The organism is Pseudomonas sp. DW-iso17 (genome assembly GCF_058725345.1).
In genome coordinates this window covers 305,748-324,492 of the sequence record NZ_JBZXEA010000032.1, presented here as the reverse complement: position 1 = coordinate 324,492, position 18,745 = coordinate 305,748, and the positions used below count along the sequence as shown (strand labels likewise).

Annotated in this window: 13 protein-coding genes; 4 read left to right on the top strand and 9 right to left on the bottom strand. The window is 57.3% G+C overall.

Annotated elements, in window-relative coordinates; all coding sequences use genetic code 11:
• Window positions 1–105: 105 nt before the first annotated feature.
• From AC4PS6_RS19610 to AC4PS6_RS19600, 3 genes are all read right to left on the bottom strand, one after another.
• Entirely contained in the window at window positions 106–1,509 is a 1,404-nt protein-coding gene (locus AC4PS6_RS19610) for an aminotransferase-like domain-containing protein (protein WP_198833145.1), read from the bottom strand.
• A gap of 36 nt (window positions 1,510–1,545) precedes the next feature.
• On the bottom strand, window positions 1,546–2,970 hold the full coding sequence (locus tag AC4PS6_RS19605) for a hypothetical protein (protein ID WP_172832665.1): 1,425 nt from the start codon (window positions 2,968–2,970) through the stop codon (window positions 1,546–1,548).
• Window positions 2,971–3,675: 705 nt separating this feature from the next.
• Window positions 3,676–4,698 carry a zinc-dependent alcohol dehydrogenase family protein gene (locus AC4PS6_RS19600; protein WP_014718390.1) on the bottom strand — a complete coding sequence of 341 codons (1,023 nt, stop codon included), beginning with the start codon at window positions 4,696–4,698 and terminating at the stop codon, window positions 3,676–3,678.
• A 268-nt stretch (window positions 4,699–4,966) separates the two neighbouring features.
• On the opposite strand from AC4PS6_RS19600, the gene AC4PS6_RS19595 reads away from it, so the two are divergent.
• Window positions 4,967–5,881 carry a LysR family transcriptional regulator gene (locus AC4PS6_RS19595; RefSeq protein WP_032903409.1) on the top strand — a complete coding sequence of 305 codons (915 nt, stop codon included), beginning with the start codon at window positions 4,967–4,969 and terminating at the stop codon, window positions 5,879–5,881.
• A gap of 327 nt (window positions 5,882–6,208) precedes the next feature.
• On the opposite strand, the gene AC4PS6_RS19590 is transcribed toward AC4PS6_RS19595, so the two are convergent.
• Genes AC4PS6_RS19590 through AC4PS6_RS19580 form a run of 3 tightly spaced genes read right to left on the bottom strand, consistent with a single transcriptional unit; the run spans window position 6,209 to window position 13,396 of the window.
• Complete coding sequence (locus tag AC4PS6_RS19590) at window positions 6,209–7,228, bottom strand: hypothetical protein (RefSeq protein ID WP_336826486.1); 1,020 nt, start codon at window positions 7,226–7,228, stop codon at window positions 6,209–6,211.
• Window positions 7,225–8,298, bottom strand: coding sequence for a hypothetical protein (locus AC4PS6_RS19585; RefSeq protein ID WP_336826484.1), 1,074 nt, complete (start codon window positions 8,296–8,298; stop codon window positions 7,225–7,227). The genes AC4PS6_RS19590 and AC4PS6_RS19585 overlap by 4 nt, the downstream gene beginning before the upstream one ends.
• Window positions 8,240–13,396, bottom strand: coding sequence for an AAA domain-containing protein (locus AC4PS6_RS19580; protein ID WP_492180927.1), 5,157 nt, complete (start codon window positions 13,394–13,396; stop codon window positions 8,240–8,242). Before AC4PS6_RS19580 ends, AC4PS6_RS19585 begins: the two co-directional genes overlap by 59 nt.
• Window positions 13,397–13,628: 232 nt before the next feature.
• Between AC4PS6_RS19580 and AC4PS6_RS19575 the strand changes: the two genes are divergently transcribed.
• The gene (locus AC4PS6_RS19575) at window positions 13,629–13,946 is read left to right on the top strand and encodes a hypothetical protein (RefSeq protein WP_166406193.1); all 318 of its coding nucleotides are present in this window, start codon (window positions 13,629–13,631) and stop codon (window positions 13,944–13,946) included.
• A 313-nt stretch (window positions 13,947–14,259) separates the two neighbouring features.
• Here the strand turns inward: AC4PS6_RS19575 and AC4PS6_RS19570 are convergent, their stop codons facing one another.
• Entirely contained in the window at window positions 14,260–15,243 is a 984-nt protein-coding gene (locus AC4PS6_RS19570) for a 5'-nucleotidase (RefSeq protein WP_166406210.1), read from the bottom strand.
• Between the two features lie 302 nt (window positions 15,244–15,545).
• Here AC4PS6_RS19570 and AC4PS6_RS19565 point away from each other — a divergent pair, with 302 nt between their 5' ends.
• Together AC4PS6_RS19565 and AC4PS6_RS19560 are read left to right on the top strand one after the other, a co-directional pair.
• Complete coding sequence (locus tag AC4PS6_RS19565) at window positions 15,546–15,836, top strand: type II toxin-antitoxin system ParD family antitoxin (RefSeq protein WP_032891975.1); 291 nt, start codon at window positions 15,546–15,548, stop codon at window positions 15,834–15,836.
• A gap of 2 nt (window positions 15,837–15,838) precedes the next feature.
• The gene (locus tag AC4PS6_RS19560; protein ID WP_102666174.1) at window positions 15,839–16,195 is read left to right on the top strand and encodes a type II toxin-antitoxin system RelE/ParE family toxin; all 357 of its coding nucleotides are present in this window, start codon (window positions 15,839–15,841) and stop codon (window positions 16,193–16,195) included.
• A gap of 259 nt (window positions 16,196–16,454) precedes the next feature.
• Here AC4PS6_RS19560 and AC4PS6_RS19555 read toward each other — a convergent pair whose 3' ends face one another.
• The gene (locus tag AC4PS6_RS19555; RefSeq protein WP_102666173.1) at window positions 16,455–17,408 is read right to left on the bottom strand and encodes a hypothetical protein; all 954 of its coding nucleotides are present in this window, start codon (window positions 17,406–17,408) and stop codon (window positions 16,455–16,457) included.
• A gap of 286 nt (window positions 17,409–17,694) precedes the next feature.
• Window positions 17,695–18,687, bottom strand: a complete 993-nt coding sequence (locus AC4PS6_RS19550) for a DUF2971 domain-containing protein (RefSeq protein ID WP_336826475.1) — start codon at window positions 18,685–18,687, stop codon at window positions 17,695–17,697.
• Window positions 18,688–18,745: the final 58 nt, after the last annotated feature.

Below are 18,745 nucleotides of genomic sequence, written 5' to 3'. Positions count from 1 at the left end.
ATTGGATAGTTGTAGGAGCGAGCTTGCTCGCGAAAAACGCACAGGCGCCGCGTCTATTCAGGCAGCGCGCGTTATCGTTGTCGTTTTTCGCGAGCAAGCTCGCTCCTACTCAGTCTGCGCCTGCCGTAGTGACTGCGCCAGCGTATCCAGGGCGATGTCCAGGTTGGGGTGGCCACTGAAGGTATGGCTCAAGCGCATATGCTGGTGGTGCAAACCACTGAGGCTGAACAACTCGCCCGGGGCAATCACCACCTGCTGGGCGAGCATGCGCTGAAACACCAGGCGCATGTCCACCGGCGCCGTCGACTGCAACCAGAAACTCGCCCCGGCCACGGGCATGCGGTAATACACCCGCCCTTGCAGACGCACATCCAAGCGGTGACTCATGGCATGGGCCTGCTCGTGGAGGCGCTGACGCAGCGTCTGCAGGTGCAGGTCAAACCGCCCACTTTCATAAAGCCGGGCAATGGCGCGTTGTCGGATAGCGGACAGTCGAAACGAACGCAGCAGGAATTGGCGCTGCAATTCACTGCTCATCTGCTGCGCCAGCAGGTAACCAAAGGGCGCCTCCGGGCCCAACACCTTTTCGAACGAAGAAAACACAATCAGCCGCTCTGGGTTGACCAGGCCGCGCAAGGCCGATCCGGGCGGCGCAAAGCTCAGGTCACCAAAGGTATCGTTCTCCAGCAACCAGCAGCCGTGCTGGTCTAGCAGACGCGCTACGTGCAGCCGCTCGGGCTCGGTCATGGCGTTCCCCGAGGGCATGCTGACCACGGACGAGAGCAGCACCAAGTGCACCGGCTCATGGCGCAGCAGGTGCTCAAAAGTGGCCAAATCGGGGCGGCCGTCGGCGCGCCAAGGCCATTCAATGACCCGCACACCTGCGGCCTGTAGCAGGCGCAACACCAGGTAATCGCAGGGAGATTCAACCACCACCACGGTGCCTTTAAGGCCCAGGGCATCAATCAGGATGTCCAATACGCCTTGAAGGTCGGCCCCCACATACACCTCATCCGCTTGCCAACAACGGGTGGGCGACGAGGTATAGCGTGCGGCCAAGGCGGCGCGCAACTCCCACACACCACAGGGTTGCGAAGGTTGCAGGTGATGGGGATACCGGCGTACCAGTTGACGCTCCAGCGCCAGCAACGCGCCATCCAGCGACCCCAACAGCGCCGGTTCATCGCCACTGAGCACCACCATCGCCGGGCGCCGGGCGGCCGTGTACAAACGCTCGAGCAAGTCTGTACCTGCCATAAGGGGCGCGTTTGCAGCCACGGGCCAGGCGAAGTAGCCGGACTTGGCCACCGAGTACACTCGTCCTTCCTTTTCCAGCAACGAATAGGCGTACTGAATCGTCGAGATCGACACATTCATGCGCGTCGATAACTGCCGCAGGGAAGGCAGTTTCACTGGCGTTTCCCGGCTGACTTCGTTGATCAGATTGATCATGTAGCGGTACACCGCCTGATAGGCAAAGTCTACTTGCCGCTCCCCCCGAAGGTTCATTGTTGATCACCGGCTTTGATTGGCGAATACACGCTGCTAACGCCCCGACACTTGGGCGATGCGCACCTTGGGCCGCGCCAGCGTTTGTTTGCATACCCGCATGCCGCGCCCTCCCAGCAGCGGGCGCTTACGATACAGGTGCTGCAACAGCGGCAGCGGCAGCCCACTGGTATCCACTAGCCACTGGTGCAGGATGTCCGCAGCGGGTTTGCCCTGTAGTGCCTTGTGCAGTTCAGGAAGTGCCACCAGCATGCCGGGATGGCATTGACGCAAGAAGCTCTCCAACCGTTCGCCATGTTGAACGAAGGGCGCAAACAACAGGCACGTCAACTGGCTGTCGTCCAGGCCGGAGAACTCCTGAATGTAGGCGGTGGACAGCAACTGCCCCTCTGGCCCTGACGCTTCTTTGATCAGCGCGACCGGTACTTGCCTGCGGTGCAGGAAGTCTGCCGCACGCCGAACAAACCCCGCGACGCCATGTTCGTAGGACAGCTCACGCAGACACTGGGCCTGCACGCCGTGCAAATGCGCCATGAGCAATGGGTTGGGATAGGCGGGATGGCTGAAATGGAACTCGAACGGGTCCCGTTTGTAGGCGAGGAACCCGGTGAGCAGTGGCGCATGGGCGACATCGGCGTCCTTGAGCAGATCAGCGATGCCGATATAGGCCAAATGACGATGCCCGCCCCGGCCCGGACTTTCGTTGCCGGCATAGTGCTCGCCATAGAGGTCGCGGTAGCACCCCACGCTCCATTCCTCCATGCGTGCAAACCACCCATTGAGCGACGATGGCTTGCCGGGCGCAAATGCAAGGCCGGTCGCCAGCGCATTTTTTTTCAGCCACGCGATGTATTGGCTTTGCTTGCGCACTGAATCACCGCTGACCAGGGCATGCACGCCGCCGTTCCAGGTAGCGACCCGCTGGTAGAAATCGCCCAGGGCCAGGAGCGTGTCATCGCACAGGGCGGCGCGGATATCGCCGGACGTCAGGTGCCCAATCATCAGTTTGTTACGCTGGCTGATTTCCCGAGCGGCACTGGACGCCGGGCGCTGATGGTTGAACGGCAGCACCTCATGGTTTTCCACCATCAACAGCTCTACCCGTGGGTCGTCATGGAAGAACAGCGCTGCGTAGCCCTGATTCAGGCAGTCGAGCGTTGCTTGAGTCATACCCGCATGCCGCAATGTTGCCACCCGTATCTGAAAAGTCTTGGGCGAGCGGCCGGCAATGGTCAGTTGCGCCGCACGCAGCAACGCGAGGGTGTAGCTGCTCACTTCGCCGCCACCGTGGGCGATCAGTACTTTGTAATTGCCCACTTGTTCCATGCCGCCTGCGGCCACCACGATGCGCTGAACGAGCAATTGAAGTGACGTTCGTTCGGCACGCGTAAAGTGCCCGATTAAACGTTGCAGAACTTGCTGGTAAACATAGCTCATGGCTTGTTCATGAATAGTGCTCATCGTTCTACTACCCGAGTTGAAATATCAGTTTCAAGCAACTACCAAACAGCGTTGCTCGACTTATTACATCTGTAGGCTTGTCATCCAGTGCGCAGCACAAGTTTGAGTCAACATTAGCACCTTGCAACAAAAGCGCAGGTGAGAGCATTGAGGGGGCCTATGGCCACCCCGCCGGAGAATCCAGCGCCTGCGCGGGCTCTAGCGAAATAGCTATTAGCCTTAGGAATGTTCCGACAACGTCCTACACTGTTTTAACTAAGCAATTAGAGAATTGTCCGACAAATATTAATCACCTGCGCACCTTGGGTACGCGTAAAGCAAAAGGGTATTCGTTTTGCACTTGCCGGGAAAAACAATCCGAGCCTCGTTAGTTCTGAAGGTGCGTGACGCAACTGCCGTGTAATCAATCATGGCTCAATCCTTGAGATGACAATGAAGACTCAATTATCGGCACTCAAATAATGATTAACAGATACAGAACAGCGTCAAAAAGCAGCTCAGATGACGTGCCTGCCCAACTTAAATGACGCCCACACACAAGCGCCGCACTGGATTTCAGGGCGGCGCAAGGCAATAACAGTATTGTTTACGGGGCAGAACGCCCCTGCGGCGGCTCAACCCCGGTGCGGGTTAAGCCCTGTCAAATGGCGCATTTGCCTCATCAGCTCAGGCGCCAGCGTATTCATTTGCGAATACTCCTACAGCTCAAACAGCTTCAACCTGCAACGCCACCCGTTCGCGGCACGGGCATTCGTCCATGTATCGGTGCGCTTCGACGAACTGACTGAATGGAAATACCGTAGTCTTCAGTGGGACAAGCACCCGGTCGGCTGTCAGCTGGTTGATATCGCGCAACGCGCGCTGCAACGCCACGTGATCCTGGATAATGCCCAACTCCGGCTTGCCGGTGAAGTTGCCGATACAGTGCACAAAGAACTGAATGTTCTTCTGGAACGCCGCACAGGCCGGGAATGGCGTCTGGTTGCCACCTTGCAGGCCATACAGCACCAGGCTGCCGCGCGGCGCCAGGACGTCTCCGAGCAGCGACATCTGCGGGCCACCCAGGCCATCAAACACTACGTCGACGCCCCGGTTGTCGGTGAACTTGTTGATCTGCATCAGCAGGTCTTGTTCTTCGGTCACGATGACTTTTTCTGCCCCGAGGGACAGCAGGTATTCACGTTCAGCACTGTCTTTGGTGGCGGCAATCACCCGCACACCCAGGGCCTTGCCCAACTGCACAAACGAAGGGCCGGCACAGTGGCTGGCATCGGTCACCAAAGCGAACTGGCCGGGTTTGACCCGCGCCAGGTCCATGTAGGCAAAGTACGCAATCAGCAGTGGCGTGTAGTGCACGCTCGCTTCAATCGGACTCAAAACATCCGGATAACGGGTCAGGGCCGAACGGGGCAGGACGATCTGCTCGCCATACACCGGGTAATCATTGGGGCTTTCGGCCGGAAAACTGGCCACTTTATCGCCCACCGCCAAGTCATCCACGCCGTCGCCGAGGGCAACCACAACCCCGGCCATCTCATGGCCCAGGCCAGAAGGCAGGCGTGCATGGGAAGACGCCAGGTTCTGGCGCCACAGGATGTCGTACCAACTGATGCCGATCGCGTCGACACGCACCTGCACTTCGCCCGGTGCGGGCTGCGCGGCCGCATGCTCTTCGCATTTGAGCACCTCGGCCGGACCAAACTTGTGAAAACGGATCGTGCGGGACATCGCAAACCTCGTCAAAGTAACCTCTAATGCCATGAACTTTATCTGGGCTTTGGGGGTAAGACCACCGGTCACCATTAATAGTCGACATGCCTGTCATTGATTCCGCGAAGGAGGAACACCCCTCAACTATCGTAGGAAAAATCAATTAGCCGGTGCAGAGTACCAGCCTTTCCCCGTAAGATTCATGCCGGTCATCCCTCTGAATCGAACCTCAGGGGTTGCTACATGACCGCTCACATCAAGTTTGCTGACTCTTCCAGGACACAAGATGAACCGTAACGACCTGCGTCGTGTCGACCTTAACCTCTTGATCGTATTCGAAACCTTGATGCATGAGCGCAGTGTGACCCGCGCCGCCGAGAAATTGTTCCTCGGCCAGCCGGCCATCAGCGCAGCGTTGTCACGCCTGCGCGGGTTGTTCGATGACCCCCTGTTCGTGCGCACCGGGCGCAGCATGGAACCCTCGGCCCGCGCCGTGGAAATCTTCGCCCTGCTCTCCCCGGCCCTGGACTCGATCTCCACCGCCGTCAGCCGCGCCGCCGAATTCGACCCGGCCACCAGCACCGCCGTGTTTCGCATTGGCCTGTCCGACGACGTGGAATTCGCCCTGCTCCCGCAACTGCTCAAACGCCTGCGTTCCGAAGCCCCCGGCATCGTGCTGGTGGTACGCCGCGTCAACTACATCCTGATGCCCAGCCTGCTCGCCTCCGGCGAAATCTCCATCGGCGTCAGCTACACCGCCGACCTGCCCGCCAACGCCAAACGCAAGGTACTGCGCCGCAGCCTGCCCAAACTGCTGCGCGCCGACAGCGTACCGGGCTCGCTGAGCCTGGATGACTTCTGCTCACGGCCCCACGCGCTGGTGTCCTTTGCCGGCGACTTGAGCGGGTTTATCGATGAAGAGCTGGAAAAACTCGGCCGCAAGCGCCACGTTGTGCTCGCGGTGCCGCAGTTCAATGGCTTGGGTACCTTGCTGGCAGGTACGGACATTCTGGCCACCGTGCCGGATTATGCAGCGGAAGCGCTGACCTCGGCGGGTGGGTTGCGTGCCGAAGACCCGCCGTTGCCGGTGCGCTCGTTTGAGCTGCATATGGCTTGGCGGGGTTCGCAGGATAATGACCCGGGGGAGCGGTGGTTGAGGTCGCGGATTCAGATGTTTTTTGGCGACCCTGACAGTCTTTAGGCGTCGTCTGGCAGGCTGTTCGGCTGATCATTTCTGCCTTTCCACAAACCATGGAGCTCCATTCACTTCCAGTGGATTGCTACATCAGCCGGGTCGTACTGCCACTGAAACGCGTCCAAAAGGACCGCAGCCCCCCTTATGCCTTCGATGGGCTCATCCATCACTTGGCCGGGTGTATCGATGGCCTGGGCTGGGTGCTACCCAGGTTGGGATGGCCGATAAGCAGCAAAGTGAATAACCTGCAACCGGCTAGCTCAAGGTTAAACCACGGGCTTGCGCCTCGAAAGCAAGCCCGTATCCCCTCGCGCTTGCGCCTTAACGCCTCAATCAGGCCCGGCAAATGATTGGGCGCAGCCAAGCATCGCGGTTTCTGGTGCGCAACCACAGGTGGACCTGTGCATGATCGGCGTGTTGTGGCTCGGCATCTACGGCAATCAGGCAGTTCCCGGCATCAATCGATTTACCCATCAAAATATCGCGCTTGATCAGGAGCGTGTCACCATCCCCCGGTAGTTCGTAGCAACCGTCGAGGGTCGACACGAACCACTGGCGCTGGAACCGGGTGATGCCCAGAGGCTCACCGGGTATTTGTGCAATGGTGCGGGTCACGTCACCCGCAACGCTGACGACCGAACCGCCCGCCACAATGGCCCACAATTCCCCTCTAGGACCTTCGACACCGGCAATCATATTGATGAACGCGCCGGCCTCAGTCGGCCATGGTCCATCAATTCGCTGCCAAGTCTCGCCCACCGGCCGACGCAGGATCAGGCCCGCATACCCCAGCGCGTATATTGCGTCTTGCGTCTGGACCATGTTGTTGACACCACCCAGCGTTCCGACAACATGATCGTCGTGTTCAAGGCGAGCAACATCGCCCGATGTCCAACGATACAACCGGCGGCTGAACGTACCGATCAACAAGCCATCGTTCGCCCAACACAGGCATTCAGCAAGCTCGACGTTCTGGCCATCCGTGGTCACATAACCCAGTGTGCGGGAGTACCACTTATCGCGCGCGTTGAGCTGTGGATGGGGCGTAACCTGCCGCCATCCAGCCACCTGTCCAAGGCTGGTGTTGGTGATCAGCTCATCTTCGCTAGTGATCGCCCAGACTTGGCCGTCGCTATCACTGACGATGGCCTGGATGGCATCTGGAACCCAAACCTGTGGTTGCAGGCGTAAATGCTCACCGCCCAGTTCCCCCCTGATAATCCAGGACGATGTATGACCGCTTTCGTCCGACACGTGCACGGCAAACCAGGGCACCCCGGCGGCCATTGTCAGGTCGGCAAGCTGGTAGCGCCGGGCGCCATGGGCGGGTGATGGGTTTATGTTGTCGCTCATGTCACAGGCACCGGTTGTTGGGTCACTGTAGAAGGTACGTCGTAGAACAAAGGCAACTCCCTGTCCATTGGCCAGCCGGCCGCCGTGTAGAACTCACGCGCCTCAATCAGGAGCACCATGGCGACAGCGCGGCCGACACTTTTGCGTTCATTCCACGTCATGAACCCTGCCTGCGCCAAGGCAAAACCTTTGACGTTGAAACGTTTGAATTCATCCGAGTTGGCAAGGCCACTGTTCCTGACGGCCACATCCACCCCCAGATCCGCGGTGGTGTAGACATGGGTCATCCACTCAAGCACATGCTCCAGGTACTCGCCAGTCGTTGGGTTTTTCGCGGGCAGTGTCGGATCGCCGCGCAGCCGTTTGCGTGTGTGTTTCTGGGCGTCCGTCACAAATTTATGCTGCGATCCTCTGTTCTGTGAATCCTGCATAAACGTCGCGTAGCTCTGGTCAAGGCTTAAAGACTGCCCCCTGTGCAGTGACCCTCGCAGTGCCTTGTCGGGGATCAAGTGATCGGCATCGTAGCCACGATAGATATTCAACACCTGGGCGTTGGCCGCGGACTTGACCTGGGAAATTATTTTGTAGCCGCCCGCCAAGGTGGGCATGCGTAGCAGTTCACGCATCGCTTGCTTGGTGCTCGCATCGAGCGCATCGGTGCGCCATTCGAGCCCATTGATTTTATTGGCCAACGCGACCGTGGCTTCGATTTCCGCACGCAGCACGTCTGCCTGTAGCGGGTAGGCCGCTTCAATGACGCTGGGCCGCAGGTCCGATACGCTGTACGCCGGGTTGGACAGGATTCTGGAAATCACCTCGCGCGCTTCACGCTCACTCAGTGTGTGCCCATCAGTACGCGGGTAGGTAATGCCCGCGACGTCGAATGAGTCAACGAACGTATGCTGTTGCGCTTGGTGCGCAGCGACGAACGCTGCTTGGGCAACGGCGTCCGAGGGGTCGCGCAACGCGGCCTCATAAGCGTTTCGCATCAGGGCCATGGCGGCAAAACTGCTATTCATCGGCAGTGCCCTCCGCGCGCGTGGTCGACGTATTGCCACGTACCAGATCATCGATGTGCTTGCCGAATGTCGAGGGCCTACCATGTCCACGCGCTTGCATCCACGCCAATAAATGATCGACTGTCGGCTCAAGCAGCGAGCGGGTGCGCATGCCGTGGTCTTGCACTATCACTTGCAAGCGAGGGCTTTGCTCATCGAGCACTGCTTCCATCTCTGCCGACGCCCAATTGCGCGTGTGCTGGTGCAGGCCATCGGGGTCCAGCGCAAACCAACCTGGGTAGCGGCCCGGTTTGCCTGTTATCACCTCGACACCAATTTCAACCTGCCGGATAGCCGGTTTACCCGGCCACGTCAGAGGGTAAATCCGGCGTACAGTCTGAAACTGTCCATCTCGCAGGGAAGAGGCCAACATCAGTTTGGACATCAGGTCGTAAAGTTGCCGCTGCCTCGGGGTAAGCGCGGCCATCTTGGGGCTGTCGCCCTCCAGGCTGATGTCCAGAGGCACCAGTGCTCCGTGGGCACCGCTGCGGCCGCCGCCCGAAACCGGGTGGGTTTGCGCGCCAGGCACGGGATCATCGTCGTGCTGCTCGGCCACAGCGGGTGGAGGAGAACCGGCAGGCGCGCGCCACGTATTCAGCTCGACGGCGGGCTGCAGGGAAAACAGTGCGACCTCAGCGCCTTGTGCATCGACCGTTGGTGCATAAGGGCCCGCAACCGGATGCGCGCCGCACTGATCATCAAACTGCGCCGCCCAGGTGTGCACGAACGCAAGGTAGTCCGCCTCCCCTGCATCGGGCAATTGGGACAGGTGAGTCAGCGCATCATCAAAGGCCATCAACAGCGCATTGGCGCTGATTGTGTTCAGCCAAGGGTTGTTCAGCACCTTATCTGCCTGGCGCCGTCCGGACTCGGTCAGGAACAGGCGCCCCTGCGCATCCAATGCAGCCCAACCATTGTCGTTCGGTGCTGACTCGGGCTCGTCCTGCCCCTCGCGCATCTCATACAGTTTTTGCAACGTGCTCATGGTGCTCGACGGCATCCAGCCAAATCGCCTGAACGCCTCTTGCAGGACCAGGTTAGTGCCCAGGCTTTGAGCAGGTGCCAGCAGCAAGTCCTCATGCTCGAGCAGGCAAGGTGTCGATGAAACCACCGCGTCGCTCAGTTGGCCGATCAAGGTATGAACGTTCTCTGTGCGGTCACTGCCCCACGCGCGCCAGGCTTCGCTGCCGCGCCGCACCATCAAGCGAGCCGGCACGAGGGTATCGTTCACTTTCAGGTTTATCGCGACACCCAACCGTTTACCGGGCAACCCTGGGGAGTCACCATGGCCCGCCAGTACCCTGAGCAAGGGCCCCTTGACCCGTCCGCCTCCGACAATACCGTGACGCATGTAGACCGAGCCGATGAGGTTGTCCAGCACCCGCTGGGCAATGGCTCCATATGCCAAGCCCATATTCAAGGCCCGGCAAGCGCTGCCAGCTCGCTCGTCGGCGGTAGCGCCCTCGACCTGTACACACCGACCCTCCTCAAATGATCGGGCCATTTCGGGGGTGGTCAATGCATGAAACCTTACCCGGCGCACCCTCTGGATATGCATGAACCACGGTGCTTCCTTGAGTACTTGGATCATGTGCCAGGCGATCGCTTCGCCTTGGGCATCATCGTCCGTCCCCAACACCAGTTCAGTGCATTGCAGTAAACGGCTGCCGGTATTGCGTAGGGACGCCGCCAGGTCACTGCCCTCGCGCTCGCTCAATTGCCAGTGCGGTTTGAGCCCATCACGCCAACTGATCGCACCGGGGCCTGGGAGATCACGAATATGACCGCCACAGCCGAACACCTGAGTACCGCCAGGTACCAGTTCTTGAATGATTTTCGCCTTGTGCAAGGATTCGACAACCATAAGCGTAGCGGGACCGAGCTTGCACGCTGGCACCCGCGGGGCGCAGGTGAGCCGCTCATGCACTGGCTCACGCACACCGGCCAAGCATCGTCCTACCACAGCCGAAGGCAAATCATTGTTCGGGTCCATCGCCTGCTGGGAAAAAAACAGATCGGAATGGCCAAACATAATGAAGCTTTTCTGCGCACGACTGATCGCTACGTTGAGCAGGCGCCCATCGTCACGATCGATAAACACCCGCTCACGATGATTGGTATCAGTTCGACGGCTGGCGCGGCTTTCCCGATTCACGGCACTGAATAACACCACAGGTTTCTCCGCTCCTTGAAGGGTATGAACCGTGCCGATGGTCAAACGCTCACTCAGGTCAGCGTCATCAGGATCGAGTTCTTCGCGCACCCGACGCTTTATCGCTTCGACCTGGCCTCGAAATGGCGTGACGACCGCGACAAGTTTTTCCAACCCTATCGGCTGCTCCGGGTGGCCTTCGAGCCTGGCGGCCCACTTCGCCAGGCGCGGTCCGTGCTCTTTAAGCCAGTCCACGATGGCCTTGGCTTCTCCAGGGTTGGACCATGAGTCGCCTTTGCAGGGCTCATCGTTCGGGCCACCGGTCTGATAGAACCCGAGCGGCGGTAGCGGGAACGTTGCCTTCATGCGTTTGCGCAACTGCATTTCAGCTTCGCCCTCGAGCAAGGGCAACTCGGCATCCGCGAACAGCCCTGCCAGCGGGTTAGGCACTTTGGGCTCCAACTCTTTGCAGAGCAAACTGCCCTCGGCATCACGGTCGTGATCGTGGTACAGCAAATCAATACACACATTGATGATCGACTCTGCACAACGGTAGTGCTCCCGCAGGAGCAGCCCGTCCCGTAGCCGTCCGTCCGGCATGGCCTCGGCAAACGATGCCCCGGTTGCGGCAAGCTTCATGATTGAACCCGTGGCGGAGTCCGCGCCACGCACGAGCAAGGCGCCCAAAGACGACGGATCGGCCCAACGGTCCTGCACCTGGCGCGTATCGACCTCGGGTGTTACCGAAGACACGGGGGAGAGCTGCTTCATATCGCCGACCACCACGGCTTTTTTAGCCAGGCTAAGCACCGGCACACCCAGCTCCGGCGCAGCCTGCCCCGCCTCATCGATAATCAACAAATCCAGGAACGCGAACAGCGGCCTACGGCCCTCTCCCAGTAACCGTGGAGCGCTATGCAAGGTGGCGACAATGCACGGAAACAGCATGGCTGCGTGCCTGAGTGCGTTCCTTCGGCTGCCAGGCTCGGGGGTTGCGATCACACTGGCCAGCCAACGCGTCTCCCAGTAACGCGCGGCCAACTGGAAAATAATCGGCCGCCACACCACGTCCAGCAATTTCTGCTGCTGCGCCTGGCGCGCCTCGGGGGTTGCGGCCACGCGCAAATCCGCGACGATGTCGATGGCCCAGGAAGATGCCCATGCCTCACTGGGAAAGCGCGCAGCCAATTCACCGGGCTCGATCAACGCGTCGATGTCAGCCTGACGCTCGATTGCCGAGGCCAACCCACTGTGCAATACCTGGGTCAGCGTGTTCAAGTGCTCGCAGAGGGTCGACGCCGTAGGCGTTGTCGAAGCACTCTTCTGCATGAGATAGATAAAACGCGTGGCATCACTGACCTGATGTTTCTGCTCAACGCTAAACAACGCATTGAACAACTCTGGCAGCTCGCGGAAGGCATTTTCAAAGTGCCGCGCCAAAGCAAGGGCTGCCGCAACACCATCTTCGTATGATTGCTTGAGGCTGGAGGTCCCGACGCCCAAGATGCGCAACTGCTTTTGCCGGATTTCAAGCGTGGTGAACTTGCTGCGATGGGTTTTCCCCTTGGCCTTGGACGGTGCGCTGGCGGTGAAACCCAATAGTGGCTTGCCCGTAGGGTCCAACCAACGACGTGCCAGGGCATGCTTCCTGCCTACGGCACCATTGAACGTGCCCATCACATTCTCGACACTCTGGTTGGTCGCCCCGCACACAAACGTGACGGGGCAATGTTTGCGGTTATCGTAAGCCGCCAACACCCATTGGTTGGCGATCATCGCACGCAGCATGGCCGTCTTCCCTGTGCCCGGCGGCCCACTGACTGCAACCACCCCGACCTGCTCACCCAACCGGCCGAGGGCGTGCAATGCGCGGCGCTGCGATTCGTTCAAAGGGTCTGCGCCGCGATTGACGTCTGGCTTGTCGAGGTGTGTGGCCTTATCGACCATGGCCACGTGCCGCATCGTCACCTGCGGCGCTGCCATGCCGCCTGCCTGGACAGCCGAACGGTGTCGTCCGGCGCCTATAAGCTGCTCCAGTGCGCCGATGGACGGCGCATTGGGGATCGCTTCATACACGTTGGCGAGCGCACGTGTTGCATAGCCAGGCTGTCGCGGCACCGCAACCCATTGCCCCGTGATCGGCGCCATTCCCGTCTCAACCCCATCCGCTTGAACGCGGGCGAACAAGGCAAAACAGGCGTCGATATAACTGCTCAAATTGGCGCTTTGGCTCAACGTCGCGAGAAATAGCTTGAGCTCGTCGCGATAGCAATCGAAGTGGCCAATGGCCGGCGGCAGGTCGTTGGCCGCCATCAATGGCTGCGGTTCAAGCCATTGGCGGACCACACGCGGCCGGCAATCGTTGGGGTCGCGTGGTAGGCATATTTGGTTTTTGTCGTTCAGGTCGAAAGGAAACCAGAACGCGATATTCAGCCGGTCGGGCTTGAGGCGGTTTTTTTTCGCGCCCGGCGCAGGCTTTTTATCCGGGTCGGGCCACGTGACCTGGACCTCTTCGCTTGATGAGGTGGTTTGATGGAACACCAGCGCCATAGGAATACGCGGATCGTCATCCGGCTCGTCCGCCTCCTGCGCACCCTCTGCGTCGTCCTCTGAGGCCTCAAGCGCCTGCGCCTGCTGTTTTCGCCGGGCCTCTGCGGCACGCTCAGTGAGAATGCCCAGTGCCAGCGCCCGACGCTTGCCGAAACCGAGATTGAAGTTGGGCCAGGCCAGCCCCGCGAAATTTGTCACCGGGATGCGGACATCGGTGGCTTGGAGGCCACCCAAATCATCGGCAATCAACGCTCTGTGCCAGTAGTCCAGCACATTCGCGGGCAAACTCCCGACGGGTCCTGCCTGAGGGTCCACCTCCATCGAGTGCAGAACCTGTTCCTTGGAGACCGCTACAGCAGCAAAATCCTTGCGCAACCGCTTGCTCAAGTCCATGAGACGCCTAAACATTTCTTACACCCTTTAAATCCGAACGGCATACGAAGAATGGCTCGTAGCGGCCAACAATGATGGCCGCTTGCCTTGATCACTGCAATTCAAGCCGGGTACGTATAGTTAACGAGTGACCTGTTCAATGCTATACAACACGTGTTTAGGTCAAACGCACTGTCAATCACCCGAGACTTTCCCGCCCATGCACGGACGCCCCCTCCTCATCGCGCTATTCTTCACCGGTACTGCCATGGCCGCAGAACCCTCCCTCTACTCCTACGACGCCCCCCCCACCGATGGCTTCATGTATGCCGTGCGCTATCAGCAAGCCAAACTGGCCTGTGGTTCGCTCCCCGACGATCTCGAGGCGGACTATGCTAAAGCGATGCGGCTGACTGGCGAGGCCAGCCCTGCGTTTAAAGCTAGCTATGCACAGCGCTTGGCAACCCTGCCAAAGTGGAGCAAACCGGCGTCGCCTGAAGAACAGGCGCTTGCGTGCGAACAAAGCCAGCACACCTTGCGCGTAACGGTGCAGCTCGCCCGGCAATGGTTTCCCGGTGGCTGGTAGCCACGTGTTTTAACCCATTGATCGGCCCATTGATCGGCATAGGTATCTACACAACGATTGGACCTGACCACTCCAGCGGCGCAGAGCCGTAGGCCCAACGTCCATAGATGCACAGACGTCGGAACTGAGCAGCTATCATCAAGCACCATGCTTGCAGCACGTTGCTTGAACTCGCGGGTGTAGGTCTATCGCTCTTGCAAACCTCCTGATTGGGCGAATCATATCGCCCGTAAGAGGTGTCCGGGATCATTAGGCCAGTTCAAGCACAGAACCGATACGAATTCCTGTGGCACTACGCGCTCAAGCCACCGTGTTACACCACCTGCTGGACCTGATCCGCTTCAGGCTCTAGCGCATCCACAGTAGCGACATTGTTGGTGATACCGAAAGGAATGTGCACGGATGGAGCAACTGCGCTAGTCGATCTAAGGTGCCCTGATTGGTCATCGAAAAAGATGTGTGGTTTCAATACACCTAAAATTTTTCCTTTCTCGATGCCGCCTAGGAAGAATGCGTCATTGGCCATGACCCCCCAACTCTTGAGTGTATTCATCGCACGCTCATGAGACGGAGCATTGCGGGCTGTGACGATCGAGACGCGTATGCGGTTTTCGTATTCAGGATTGAGCTTTTTGTGCTTCTCCTCGACCGACTGGATTTTGGATATCCGCACCATGAATTCCTTCAGCGGCCCAGGGTTATGGGGCTGCATGACATTCTTCACTTCGTGCGCATGGAATTCAGACAATCCAGAGGCCTGCATGATTGTTTCGGACTCATCGCCAGCGAGCACGCCGTCAAAGTCGAATGCGATGCGTAGGGTTTTATCAGTCTCGTCGTCTTCAAATTTTGAATCGAGAACTTGGCCAGCCGGATACCCGGCCCTGATAGCCGCTTCCACGTCTTTTTTGTCACCCGACAAAAATAAAGCGATATTCAGTGCTGGTATGTATTCATAAGGAGATTTTCCCTGCATGAAAATCGCCCTTGTCATCCCAAGCCCGTAGTGCTCGATAGTCTTCAGTACGCGCAGCCCAGTGTCGGGATCATTGCGCGAAAGAAGTATCACCTCGACGAGCGGATCCGTAGGATCGACGCTCAGGTCATTCACTGACAGCAAGCGCTTGATGAAGGGGAACGCTATCCCCTTAGGAAGCGGGACGTGAAGATTTTTTTGCTGAAACTTGCGGTATTCCTCCTCCCCCTGACTCTGAAACACTGCGTCCGATGCCAGCAAATCAAACACAGCGCTGGAAGCGACGCCGATCACTAGGCGATTTTCTAACTCGTAGGGCATTGGAACCTCTCTTGATGCCTCTAAACGCAAATATTGATGGGCATCGAACATGCCGATCGATTTCAGGGCGGATCGAGAAGCACACATCGCACGCCTCCTCCCACGCACAGTCAGGCATATCAATCTTCAAATCAATCTGCCGGTTGCTTTCATTATGGAAGGATGACTTTGAACCTTGCTGATTGGCGCCGAGTCAGCCGTCACCTGATCGCCGGATGTCGGCCCCAAGCTATTCTCCTGAGCGAAATTGGCATAATATGCCAACATCAAAAGTACCTGTTTGCACAGAACTGGAGCTAGTTATGGCGACGCGAAACGTTGTGCTCACCCCTCACCAGGAACAGGTTATCCATGACTTGGTGCAGTCCGGCCGTTATCAGAATGCCAGCGAAGTGATGCGAGAAGGTTTACGTTTATTGGAGCAGCGCGTCGCCGAAGACACCGCCAAAATTGAGGCACTGCGTCAGGCGACCTCGATCGGCATCATGGATCTTGAGCACGGGCGCTTTACTCAGGTGAACGAGGGTGATCTGGAGCACTACCTCGAGAGCTTGAGCCTGGAGGCAACCCTCCCAGCGAGAGAGAAACACTGAGCATGCCGCAGTATAGGATCTCCAACGCGGCTCGTGCCGACATTGTCGACATCCTTAGGCTCTCCCAGACGCAGTTCGGCGATCAAGCACGCCAGCGCTACCAGGCGCTGATCCTCGCGGCGCTGCAAGCGCTTGCCGACACGCCTTATCCCATTGGCAGCCACGACCGCGATGAACTTGCACCGGGCCTTCGCAGCTATCACCTCATCTATTCACGCCAGCAGACCAAACACCCCCATGGAACAGTCAAAAGCCCACGCCATATCGTGTTCTATCGTGTGACAAACGACGACGTGATCGAGGTCGTCAGACTCCTTCATGACGCCATGGAAGTGCAGTTGCACTTGCCTAACGACTGATCAGCGACCTGGCCCAACGGCTTAACTGGCCAGGAATAGCGAAGTCCGTCGGAGATCGCCACTTGCGATCACTCGCACACTCGGTATGAATGGGGGCAAAAGTGGGGGCAAACAAACGTGTTATCGACCTGAAAACATTGTCCTAGAGCCCAGTCAAAATGCTTTTGGGCATCCGGATAGCCTTTGCTAATCATGTTACGCCGGCCTGTTAATGGTGCTGGCAGACAAGATCCGTGTCAGCTTTAACGTCGTCTAACGGTCAGCCGGGCCGTCCGGGCCTAGGCGATGTGGTTAAATAGTCCTCCACGCGATGGATAAAGGGATCAGTCAGCTGTTTCATCGAAGGAATGGAAATGGTGACAGGGTGGCTTTGCGGATGCTCGAAGTCTTCAATCTGTTTTTTTACTTCGATTTCAATACTCTTATCAGCCAATTCCTTGGCTATGGCGATGAAACCGTTATCTAACGGATGGGCACGTTCACCCGCTTGTATGCCGGGATAGTTGACGGCAGGCTGAAAGTCACTAAGAAACGCTATCAGTCTGACCGAGGAGTAAACCCACGGCTGGGCATCAGAAACGAGCGTTCCATATAGGTTAATCAGAATGACACCGCTCAACAGTGCGCCCACCGAATGCCCCTGTACATCGATAAAGCTGAGCCTGGCTGGCGCTACTTTACTCCATGCATTGCGCAGGTACGGCTGCAGATTAAAAGCATTCAACAGATTTGCAATAATAGACAGAGGAAATAAAAGCAACGCTCCCAGCCCGACACCGATTAAAAGAAGGCCACCAAGCAGCGTAAATATAAAGGCTCCCAAGAGCAGCCATGCAGGCATATAAAAGACAAGCACTAGAAAGCCGACCGTAATATCAAATGATTGCGGTGGCACACCCAAGGCTTCCGCCACAATCAATCTTGAAATGACGGTTGACATCAGCAATACTAACAGGTGCAGCAGGACAATAGGGGTTTTACCAAACGGCTTATCCCACACAGAGATAAACCAGAGATAGATGCGCAAACATACAAACATAAAACCAACAACAAACCCTAGAGAGGCAATCAAAATGGCATTATTTAATATTGCAACACCCATTACCGCTGACAACAGTACTCCCAGCACTGTAACCCCGCAAGAAAGACTATAGAAACGCCCTGACCAGCTCATAGCTTTAAATTTAGCTTTTAGCCTTCCAAGCTCTGACATCATATTTCTCCTTTCTTAAATATTAGTCCATCGGGGTTTCGCATATGCTCCACCGCTTTAAGCGCTATTATCCATCCTGAGCCGCCCTGTAGCCCCTTGCTAAACCTGTTAGAGCAGTTTTTTAGATGGCTCGGATGCGGAATAAATTGCGAACCTAAACAGATTTTCTCGGTAGCCCCTGATATCTGGCTAACGCAGCTAGGAGCAGTCTCATCCGCGCATGTTAGCCCTACTCTGACTCACCGCGCCCCAATAAATGTGCAGCCTTGAGGCGCGGGTTTCGTGCTTAAGGCAGTCGATTCATATCTGCATCAAACCAGTGGCTGGCAGAGACATCATGCCCGCCTCTTAAGCGATATGTTCCGGTTACGCAGACGATGGTTTTTCCATCGGTCACACGGATTTCATCTATCTGTTCTAGGTTTGGATGTTCGCTGAGTTCCCGACATTTTTTCTCAAGAACATTGAATTTATCACCAAGAACAGCACGCAACTCATCCTCGCATGAACGGATTAATTGGGGGTCGAATTTACCGGCTCCGGTTCTTTCGCACTCACTCCAGGGAGCGCTTTCCTGGATGCACTTGAACTCAACCTCGAGGCCCTGCACAGAGCCTTGGTAAATTTCCACTGGGCGATTCTTCATCTTATGAAGAATCCGAGCCTTCGTTTTTTGCGTAATGCGCGGCCCTAGGTAAATTCGTTTCAGTGCAGGATCGGTATAAAGCTTTCGGCCCTCTTTTCCAGCAAGATACCGCCACTCTTTTTCATGCTGCCACTCCTGTCTCTTTTGCATTAATCGTTTAGTGATCAAATCCATTGTTTCAGAAATGGCAATCAGTTCAAATGTCAACTGAGGAGGAGCGCTTGAGTCATATACAACAGGCAGCAGTGGGGTTTCTTGCAGATCGCCGAGGGCTAATTCCTGCGTATCAAACTGCAGACAAAAGCCTGCAAAATTGCTTGCATAGTACGCCCACAGGGGGTAATCCAAATGGGTGCTTGACATGGATATTAAGCTTGATTTTTTTGCGGTCGCAGCCGTGCCGCTGAGCGTTTTCTTTGAAAACTCTAAAAAATCTTTTGGCATCAAGAACGCGAATCGATCTTCAGCAGGGTACTCGATCATCGCCTCCATTGGATCATTCATTTGATCAAAGCGGGGAGCATACAAATAGCTGCTGAAGATAGCGTCCAGCTCTCTTTTGACTAGGTCTGAACCCAGTGGGCGATATCGATAGAGTGTTGTTGGGCGGGTTGATTTATTTACTGATACCACGGAGGGGCACCCTCTATAGGAATTTACACTACGGTAACTTTTCAACGACCTAACCGGA

Bases quoted from the DNA above. Each gene is read 5' to 3' on its own strand.
- AC4PS6_RS19585 (WP_336826484.1), bottom strand. From the start codon at position 8,298: ATGATCTGGTACGTGGCAATACGTCGACCACGCGCGCGGAGGGCACTG.
- AC4PS6_RS19555 (WP_102666173.1), bottom strand. From the start codon at position 17,408: ATGTCAGAGCTTGGAAGGCTAAAAGCTAAATTTAAAGCTATGAGCTGG.
- AC4PS6_RS19590 (WP_336826486.1), bottom strand. From the start codon at position 7,228: ATGAGCGACAACATAAACCCATCACCCGCCCATGGCGCCCGGCGCTAC.
- AC4PS6_RS19605 (WP_172832665.1), bottom strand. From the start codon at position 2,970: ATGAGCACTATTCATGAACAAGCCATGAGCTATGTTTACCAGCAAGTT.
- AC4PS6_RS19600 (WP_014718390.1), bottom strand. From the start codon at position 4,698: ATGTCCCGCACGATCCGTTTTCACAAGTTTGGTCCGGCCGAGGTGCTC.
- AC4PS6_RS19595 (WP_032903409.1), top strand. From the start codon at position 4,967: ATGAACCGTAACGACCTGCGTCGTGTCGACCTTAACCTCTTGATCGTA.
- AC4PS6_RS19570 (WP_166406210.1), bottom strand. From the start codon at position 15,243: ATGCCCTACGAGTTAGAAAATCGCCTAGTGATCGGCGTCGCTTCCAGC.
- AC4PS6_RS19565 (WP_032891975.1), top strand. From the start codon at position 15,546: ATGGCGACGCGAAACGTTGTGCTCACCCCTCACCAGGAACAGGTTATC.
- AC4PS6_RS19560 (WP_102666174.1), top strand. From the start codon at position 15,839: ATGCCGCAGTATAGGATCTCCAACGCGGCTCGTGCCGACATTGTCGAC.
- AC4PS6_RS19575 (WP_166406193.1), top strand. From the start codon at position 13,629: ATGGCCGCAGAACCCTCCCTCTACTCCTACGACGCCCCCCCCACCGAT.
- AC4PS6_RS19580 (WP_492180927.1), bottom strand. From the start codon at position 13,396: ATGTTTAGGCGTCTCATGGACTTGAGCAAGCGGTTGCGCAAGGATTTT.
- AC4PS6_RS19610 (WP_198833145.1), bottom strand. From the start codon at position 1,509: ATGAACCTTCGGGGGGAGCGGCAAGTAGACTTTGCCTATCAGGCGGTG.